Here is a 6,138-nt window from a genome sequence, read left to right as displayed (position 1 = left end):
TGGCAGGCGGGCGTGCTGCGCGCGCTCACGGACGCGCGGCTGTCCTTCGCCCACGCGGACGCCACGTCGGGCGGCATCATCACCCTGGCCATGTGGCTGTCCGGCCTGTCCCCCGCGGAGATGTGCGAGCGGTGGCGGACGCTGGACGTGAAGGACTTCGTGTCGCTGATGCCGCTGGACGACTACGCGCGGCCCTGGAAGCTGCACGCGCTGGGGGACGCGGACGGCATCCTCCAGCGCGTCTTCCCGCACCTGGGCGTGGACGTGGACGCCATCCGCGCGAACCGCGACCGCACGGGCACCTTCAACGTCTGCGACTTCGCCCGGAAGACGAACGAGGCCATCCCCCACACGGACGTGGACCGCGACCTGCTGGTGGCGGGCCTCTCCCTGCCGCTCTTCATGCCCCCCGTGGCGAGGGCCGGCCACCTCTACCTGGACTCGGTGTGGATCCAGGACGCCAACGTGATGGAGGCCGTGCGCCGGGGCGCGGACGAGGTGTGGGTCGTCTGGTGCATCGGCAACACGCGCCAGTACCACGACGGCTTCTTCCGTCAGTACGTCCACATGATCGAGCTGAGCGCGAACGGCGCGCTCTTCGCGGAGCTGGAGCAGGTGCGCGAACTCAACGCGCGCATCCTCGCGGGCGAGCACGTGGCGGGACACGCGCGGCCCATCACCGTGCACCTCATCAAGCCGGAGCACCCGCTGCCGCTGGACCCGGACTTCTACGCGGGCCACGTCACGGCCGCGACCCTCATCGACCAGGGCTACTCGGACGCCTGGCGCTACCTGTCCGTGGCGCCCGCCCAGGGCCTGCCCCTCACCCCGGAGATCACGCAGATGACCGAACCCGCCCATGACCTGTCCTTCCGAGAGACGATGTCCGGCCCCCTCGCGATGGGCACCACCGACCCCGAGGCCGGCGCCCATGACGGGCGCTCCACGCCCTTCACCATGCACTGCACCATCACCATCGACGACATGGAGGCGTTCATCCGCGACGCCGACCACGCGGCCCGCCTGGTGGCGCACGTGCAGTTCAAGCCGCTGGGCATGGACCTGCCCGTGAGCGACGGGAGCTTCAACCTCTTCCGCGCCACGGATGATCCGCGCACGAAGATCATGACCTACGGCCTGCGCTTCCAGGCCCACGGCCAGGACTACTACCTGGACGGCACGAAGACGCTGCGCGACGACCCGGGGCCCGACCTCTGGCGCGACACCACGCGCCTCTACAGCTACCTGCACGAAGGCCCGGACGCGCGCGGCCCGGTGGTGGGCGCGGGCGTGCTGGTGCTGGGCATGCGGGAGCTGCTCCACCTGGTCTCCAGCATGCACTCGGCGCGCGGGGGCGTGGAGGGCGCGGGCATGGTGGCCCGCTTCGGCCGCCTGTTCCTGGGCGCGCTCTGGGACCTCTACGCGCCGGAGGCGCCGGCGCGCGAAGGGGAGGCCGCGCATGGCCACGAGGGCTGAGCACTTCGACGTCGTCATCGTGGGTTCGGGCTTCGGCGGTTCGGTGATGGCGTGGCGGCTGGCGGACGCGGGCCTGCGGGTGTGCGTGCTGGAGCGCGGCAAGGCGTATCCGCCGGGCTCCTTCCCGCGCAGCCCGTACGACATGCGCCGCAACTTCTGGGACCCGAGCAAGGGGATGCACGGCCTCTTCAACCTCTGGTCCTTCCAGGGGCTGGGCGGCGTGGTGTCCGCGGGGCTGGGCGGCGGGTCGCTCATCTACGCCAACGTGCTGTTGCGCAAGGACGAGAAGACCTTCATCCACGAGGACCTCCACGGCGGCGGCTACGAGGACTGGCCCGTCACCCGCGCGGACCTGGAAGCGCACTACGACGCCGTGGAGCGCATGATGCACGTGCAGCGCTACCCGCTGGAGCACCCGCCCTACGCCTCCACCGCGAAGACGCTGGCCATGAAGCTGGCGGCCGAGCGCCTGGGCCGCGCGGGGGACTGGCAGCTGCCGCCGCTGGCGGTGACGTTCGGCAACCCGGGCGAGGTGCCCGTCCCCGGCGAGCCCATCCGCGAGGAGCACCCCAACCTCCACGGCCGCACGCGCACCACCTGTCACCTGTGTGGTGAGTGCGACATCGGCTGCAACACGGGCAGCAAGAACACGCTCGACTACACGTACCTGTCCGCGGCGAAGCGGGCCGGGGCGCAGCTGCGCACGCGCGCGGAGGTGACGGAGCTGTGGCCCGCGGAGGGCGGCGGCTACGTGGTGCAGTACCTGGACCACACGGACACGCCGGAGGACGTGCCGCGTGAGGGCCCCAAGTCCATGCAGCCGCGCACCACGGTGACGGCGGACCGGCTGGTGCTGGCGGCGGGCACGTTCGGCACCCCGTTCCTGCTCCTGAAGAACCGGCGGCACTTCCCCGGGCTGAGCGGACAGCTGGGCACGCGCTTCTGCGGCAACGGGGACCTGCTGGGCTTCCTGCGCCAGTGCCACGACTCCAGCACCGGCAAGCGACTGCCGCGCATCCTGGAGGGCGGGCACGGCCCGGTCATCACCAGCGCGCTGCACTTCCGCGGGAAGGAGGAGGGCGGCACGGGCCGGGGCTACTACCTCGAGGACGCGGGCTACCCGGAGTTCGTCAACTGGCTCTACGAGGGCGCGCACCAGGTGCCGCTGCTGGAGCGCGGCCTCAAGCTGGCGTGGCGCCTCATCCGCGGGTGGACGGGGCTCACGCGCGACTCCGACGTGAGCGAGGAGATCGCCGAGCTGCTCGGGGACTGCCTGGGCTCCGCGACGTCGCTGCCGCTGCTGGGCATGGGGCGCGACATCCCCAACGGCCACATGCGGCTGACGAAGGACGAGATGCTGGAGATCGACTGGCGGATGGGCGCCTCGCGCGAGTACTTCGATGAGGTGCGCCAGTCGATGGCGGACATCGCTCGCACGCTGGAGGGCAAGCTGGTGCAGAACCCGCTCAGCTACCTGAGCCGCGTCATCACCGTGCACCCGCTGGGCGGCTGTCCCATGGGACGCGGGCCCCAGACGGGCGTGGTGGACGCGGCGGGCGAGGCCTTTGGCCACCCGGGCCTGTACGTGGCCGACGGCGCGATGATGCCGGGCCCCACCGGCCCCAACCCGAGCCTCACCATCGCCGCGCTCGCGGACCGCTTCGCGGATGCGCTCATCGACTCGCACCGACGCTCCACGCGGGGACGTTCGCGGCACGCACCGGAGCATGCGCCGGAGCACTCCGCGGAGGAGGGGCCATGGCCGTCCGTGCCTCCGATGTGAGCCGCATCCCGGGCCCGCGGACGCGGCCCGGGTCCCCGCCGGAGACGCCCCCGGGAAGGCCGATGGTGTCGTGGTTCGACCCGGCCGTGCTCGCGAAGTCGGGGGTGAAGGCGCTGCTGTCGGGGACGTTCGGGCGGCAGGCGGACCGGCGGCTGCTGGACGCGGTGTCGCAGCCCCAGGACCTGAAGTTCGACTACTCGGAGCACAGCCCCCAGCACCCGCGCGACGAGCTGTGGCTGGACTATGTGTCGGACCTGGGGGACGGCTGGGATTCCACCTACGCGGTGGCCTCGGCGGTGACGGCGCCGGAGCTCGTGCTGACGGACGCCTCCGGCAAGGCGCACCCCACGCGGGGCGGCGACGTGCTCGTGTTCGGTGGGGACGAGGTCTATCCGACCGCGAGCGTGGAGGAGTATCAGGCGCGCACGGTGGTGCCGTACGAGGACGCCTTGAACCGGCGGCGTCACCGGCCGGACCTGTTCGCGGTGCCGGGCAACCACGACTGGTACGACGGGCTGGTGTCCTTCACGCGCCTGTTCTGCCAGGGCCGGACCTCCAGGGGCTGGCACACGCGGCAGCGGCGCAGCTACTTCGCGCTGAAGCTGCCGCACGGCTGGTGGCTCCTGGGCACGGACATGCAACTGGAGTCCGACCTGGACGCGCCGCAGGTGGAGTTCTTCACGAGGGTGGCCGGGAAGATGGACGCCGCGGATCGCGTCATCCTCTGCAACGCGGAGCCGGACTGGATCAAACAGCAGGTGACGCCCCACGCGGGCCGCGGCTTCCTGGACAACAACATCGACTTCCTGGAGCAGAAGGTGCTGGGCAAGCGGGTGAGCGTCTTCCTCGCGGGGGACCTGCACCACTACCGCCGGCACGAGGACGCGGACGGGCGGCAGAAGATCGTCGCGGGTGGGGGAGGGGCCTTCCTGCATCCCACGCACCTGCCGAAGGTGGACCAGCGTCCGGGCGGCTTCGTGCAGCAGGCGTGCTTCCCGTCGAAGCAGACGTCCCAGCGGCTCGCCTGGCGCAACCTGCTGTTCCCCGTGCTCAACCCGTGGTTCAGCGCGTTCATGGGCGCCGTCTACATGCTGCTGGGCTGGGGCGTGGACGCGAACCTCAACGAGGGGACCGTGGGGGCGCCGCCGTTCCGGGAGGTCCTCAACGCGGCGTTGCAGAGCACGGGCTCACTGGTGCTGGGCGCGGGCGTGGTGCTGGGCGCGGTCGCGTTCGCGGACGGCCGCCGGGGCCCGAATTGGAAGAAGGCCGCCGGCGCCGTGCACGGACTGGCGCACCTGGCCGTGGCGCTGCTGCTCACGTGGGGCGTGTCCGCCGTCGCCGCGCCGCTGGCGGCGGAGCTCCAGTGGAGCCTCCGGCGCGACCTCCTCAGCGGCCTGCTGCTCTTTGGAGGCGGCGCGCTGCTGGGGCCCCTGGTGGTGGGCGTGTACCTGCTGCTGTCGCTCAACGTGTTCTCCTGTCATCCCAACGAGGCGTTCTCCTCGCTGTCGATACCGGACTGGAAGAACTTCCTCCGGCTCCACATCGACACGCAGGGGCAGCTCACGGTGTACCCGGTGGGCTTCCGGCGGGTGCCGCGCAGGTGGAAGCGGGGGCGCGGACCGGAGGACCCGGTGTGGGTGCCGGACCCGGCGGACACGCGGGCGACCCCGCCCCGGCTCATCGAGCCGCCCATCGTCATCGGCCGGACGAAGGCGCTTCCGGTGACGCCTGGGACTGGTCCGTCCGGACCCACGGGCGTGATGATGGACGAACACCCTCCCGGGGGCGCGGTTTGAGCGGCGCGGGCTGACGGCCTACGCTGCTGTCCCCATGAAGGCGATGCTCCTGTCCCTGCTCCTGCTCGGCGCCGCGCCGTCGGGCCCCGCGCCGTCGTCCCTGCCTCCCGAAGCGCTGGGCGCGCCCCCGCTCGTGGATGCGTCTCCCACCGCGTGGGCGTGCACCATCGACACGCTGCGCGCGGGCAAGGAGTGCGTGTTCGAAGCGGAGCTGCCGCCTCCCGGCGCCGCGAACGCGGACCAGGAGTCCGCGAACGTGAAGCTGCTGAAGGACGCGTCGCGCGCCCTCTGCTCGGAGGCCGTGAGCAACGCGCGGGACGGCACGCCGGACCCGAAGCTCGTCGCCGTCTGCGAGCGCAAGTACGCGGACGTCGTGGGCCGCTGCGGCATCGAGGGCAACTCGCCGGTGGTGGACGCCAAGGGCCGCTTCGCGCCCGTGGCCCGCGCCTGCTACCGAGCGCTGTCCACGGTGCTCCAGGACGTGCAGCTGATGGCGTCCGTGGCCTCCTCCTGCTGTGAGTGCGCCGCGCGCAGCCAGTGCCCGGGCACCGGCGAGAGCTGCTACGCGGCCGTGTCGCGGCAGCAGGCCGGCCCCACCACGCTCGCGTGCATGGACGACCGCTGCCACGACGCCTGCTCGATGATGCTGCCCTCGTCCGCCTCCATCCCGCGCCAGGCGCCGTCGCGCGCGAGCCAGCAGCACGCCGACTCCGCCGCGCTGTAGCGCGCCGGCCATCACGCGTTCAGCCGTCACGCGAGCAAGCCGTTCGCAGGACCCATTGCTTCACGCCTGTCCGTCCTCCAGCACGCCCCGCGCCACGTCCTCGCGCGGAGCCTTCGCGGTCCCCGCGCCGCCGCACCTCAAGGAGCCCCGCGCCATGCCCCGTCTTCCGTTGCTGACCCTCCTGGGGGGCGCTCGCCACCGGCTGCGGCGCCTCGCACTCCCATGTCGCCCTGGAGGATCGCGCCCTCACGGACGCGCCGCCTCCCCAGACGCCTCCGCCGGCCGCCCGGCGCTCCGTCGCCTCCGAGGCGCCGCCCCCGTCCCCGCATGACGCCCGCGCGTTCCTGGCGCGCTACCCA

At 72.3% G+C, this 6,138-nt stretch carries 4 protein-coding genes; all 4 read left to right on the top strand.

Annotation, left to right across the window (positions count from 1 at the left end; genetic code table 11):
* Window positions 1–1,476, top strand: a 1,476-nt coding sequence (locus ACLEQD_RS34775; RefSeq protein WP_410390016.1) for a patatin-like phospholipase family protein, incomplete at its 5' end; no start/stop codon positions are given.
* Window positions 1,460–3,259, top strand: coding sequence for a GMC oxidoreductase (locus tag ACLEQD_RS34770; RefSeq protein WP_410390014.1), 1,800 nt, complete (start codon window positions 1,460–1,462; stop codon window positions 3,257–3,259). The genes ACLEQD_RS34775 and ACLEQD_RS34770, both read left to right, overlap by 17 nt.
* Window positions 3,235–5,055, top strand: coding sequence for a hypothetical protein (locus ACLEQD_RS34765; RefSeq protein ID WP_410390012.1), 1,821 nt, complete (start codon window positions 3,235–3,237; stop codon window positions 5,053–5,055). The genes ACLEQD_RS34770 and ACLEQD_RS34765 overlap by 25 nt, the downstream gene beginning before the upstream one ends.
* Window positions 5,056–5,089: 34 nt before the next feature.
* Window positions 5,090–5,779, top strand: a complete 690-nt coding sequence (locus ACLEQD_RS34760; protein ID WP_410390010.1) for a hypothetical protein — start codon at window positions 5,090–5,092, stop codon at window positions 5,777–5,779.
* The last annotated feature ends 359 nt before the right edge of the window (window positions 5,780–6,138 follow it).

This window comes from Corallococcus sp. 4LFB, assembly GCF_046520365.1.
Taxonomy (GTDB): Bacteria; Myxococcota; Myxococcia; order Myxococcales; family Myxococcaceae; genus Corallococcus; species Corallococcus caeni.
The sequence above is the reverse complement of the archived record's forward strand: the minus strand, read 5'-3'. Positions and strand labels throughout refer to the sequence as shown.